General features: G+C 67.6%; 2 protein-coding genes. Both read right to left on the reverse strand.

Annotation, left to right across the window (positions count from 1 at the left end):
* Window positions 1-130: 130 nt before the first annotated feature.
* A complete protein-coding gene (gene istB / locus HGO92_RS22985) occupies window positions 131-916 on the reverse strand; it encodes an IS21-like element helper ATPase IstB (RefSeq protein ID WP_169999026.1) in 786 nt (261 codons plus the stop codon).
* On the reverse strand, window positions 913-2,433 hold the full coding sequence (istA, locus tag HGO92_RS22990; protein WP_169999029.1) for an IS21 family transposase: 1,521 nt from the start codon (window positions 2,431-2,433) through the stop codon (window positions 913-915). The genes istB and istA overlap by 4 nt, the downstream gene beginning before the upstream one ends.
* Window positions 2,434-2,647: the final 214 nt, after the last annotated feature.

Raw genomic sequence — 2,647 nt, forward strand, 5'->3', positions numbered from 1 at the left:
TGTGTCAACGGTCATTAGGAATTGCCCATAGGCGGCCAGCAGATCTTCCCGCTGGTGGCCAGTAGAAATACCCATTGGTGGCCAGCTGGTTTGCCCGCGGAGCAGGTTGGGTTGCTGGCCACCGGGGTGTTTAGGTCAGTGGCATGACTCCCTTTCCGGCCAGGGCCTGGGTGAGGCGGACGGAGTCGCCGGTGGTCTGGCAGACGTGGGCGTGGTGCAGCAGCCGGTCCACGGTCGCGGTGGCCAGGGTTTTGGGCATGAGCTCGTCGAAGCCGGCCGGGTGCAGGTTTGAGGAGACCGCGACGGCCCGTTTCTCGTAGGCTGCGTCCACGACGCGGTAGAGGCCCTCGGCGGCGTCAGTGGCGACCGGGAGCAGGCCGATGTCGTCGACGACCACCAGATCGGAGCGCAGGATCCTGGCCACGGCCTTGGTGATCGTGTCGTCGGCCCGGTGCGCGCGGATCAGGGTGCCGAGGTCTTCGAGGGTGAACCACGCGACGCGCATGCCTTCCTCGACGGCTTGCTGGCCGAGGGCTTCGAGGAAGAAGGTCTTTCCGGTGCCGGAGGGGCCGCAGACGACGAGGTTTTCCTTGCGGTGGAGCCATTCCAGGGTGCGCAGGGCCTGCTGCGTCGGGGCCGGGATCGAGGACGCTGCCTCGTCCCAGAGCGCGAAGGTCTTGCCGGTCGGGAAGCCGGCGGCTTTGCGCCTCGTTGCCAGCATCGAGCGGGCGCGTCCTGCTGTCTCCTCGGTGAGCAGTGCCTTGACGGTTTCGGCCGGTTCCCAGCGCTGGGCGCGGGCGGTGGCCAGGACCTCCGGGGCGATGGCGCGGGCATGGGGCATCTTCAGCTGCCGCATCAGTGCTTCCAGATCCGCCGGCAGCGCCGGTACCTGCGTGTTCGCGGTGGTGATGCTCATCGGCCCTGTTCCTCCCCGGTGGCGGTGCCCAGGCCGGCCCAGCCCGCGGTGCCCTGGGTCAGGGACTTGCCCTCACCGGCGGTATGCAGGCCGGCCTGGTGGGTGGAGGCGTTGAGCAGGGAGGCGAGATCACCGTGCGCGAAGCGGTGGTGGACCGCGGCCAGGCCCAGGGCGCGGTCGACTTCGGCGGTGCCGGCGATCTTGGCCAGCGCGACAGCCTCGGCCATCTTCTGGTTGATCCGCGCCGTGCCGGCCGCAGCGGCTTCCAGCAGCCACGTTCTGGCACCGGCGCCGATGGCCAGGAACTCCGCTTCCGCGGCCGAGCGGGGCACGGGTTTATAGTCCCCGGGAATCTTCTCCTCATGGTCAGGGAAATGGGCATCGATGATGGCCGGAGAGCCCGGCCGGGCCAGGCCGTGACGGGCGACCTCGACCGGGCCCTCGTCACCGACGTGCACGATGATGACCCGGGTTTCGGATCCGGCGCCGTGCTGGCGGACGAAGACCTCGGCACCAATCAGGTGCGCCGGCACCGAGTACTGGGCGTTCTCGTACGAGACCATCGGCGTGTTCTCCGGCACCCGGCGCCCGACACCGTACGCGACCGTGTGAGCCGTTGCGGGGATGCGGTGCAGCGCCCTGCGTTCTTCGGCGAGCATATCGTCCGGGCGGCGGCGGGTCGTGCGGTGCTCCCGGCCGTTGACCATGGCCATGAACTCCAAGCACGCGGCCTCCAGCTCGGCGAACGAGGCATACTCCGGCAGCAGGTTGGTGTCCTTGGGCACCAGATCTGCCTTGGAGATCTTCACCGCGTTCTCCACCCCACCTTTCGTGGCCGGGTCAGCCGGCCGGCACGTGAGGACGTCGACCGCGTAGTGCTTCGCGAAGGCCAAGGTCTGCTGGTTACGCACCGGAACCCCGGCCACGTGCGCGGCGGTGACGGTTTTCTCGTTATCGGTCAGCACATAGGTCGGTGCGCCCTCAAGCAGCCGGAACGTACGGTCCAGGGCGGCGAACACGCTCGGCGCGGTCCGGTCCCGCAGCGGGATCACGACCCGGAAACGGGACCAGGCCAGCCAGGCGATGAACAACACCGTTTTCACTCCACCGATGACCGGGCCGTCGCCGAAGTCGTACTGCAGCCAGGCCCCTGGCTCGGTGATCCACGGCCGGTGCACCCGCCGTTTCCCGCGGCGGTAATCGTTCTTGACCTCGGCCACCGCGCGGCGGGTCGAGCGCTCCGATCCCTGATAGCCCATCGCGACGAGCTTGTCGTGCGCGACATCGGCGCGGATTCTTCCCTTGGAATCTTCGACCCATTGCTCGATCTTGGGCAGCCAACGGTCAATGAGCCGGCCACGGCCGGTGGCCGCGCCGGGCGGCCGGCCGGCGTCGCGGTCCGCCACCAAACGCTTCACAGTGTGATGGGAGCAGCCCGTCAGTTCGGCCGCACCCCGCAATGACTTGGTCAGGTCATAAGCAGCAAGTATTTTCACGGTTTCTAAGGCATCCTTCATTCAGGGCCTCTTCCTGTTCGCGGATTCGATTCGACACCGATATCCAACCGGGAAGAGGCCCCCGCCGTCTCACGACGCGGCGGGAACAGTGAACAATGCGGGCAAACCAGCGGCCACTACCGGGCAGTTTTCGTGGCCATACGCGGGCAGTCCCAGTGGCCGTCAGCGGGTAATTCCGTGGCCACCTATGGGCAGTTTTTCATGGCCGCTTACA

It is taken from the genome of Crystallibacter degradans, assembly GCF_012952295.1.
GTDB classification, from domain to species: Bacteria; Actinomycetota; Actinomycetes; order Actinomycetales; family Micrococcaceae; genus Crystallibacter; species Crystallibacter degradans.

What these genes read in the sequence shown, in the direction of transcription:
- istB (WP_169999026.1), bottom strand. Translation starts at nt 916, where the DNA reads ATGAGCATCACCACCGCGAACACGCAGGTACCGGCGCTGCCGGCGGAT.
- istA (WP_169999029.1), bottom strand. Translation starts at nt 2,433, where the DNA reads ATGAAGGATGCCTTAGAAACCGTGAAAATACTTGCTGCTTATGACCTG.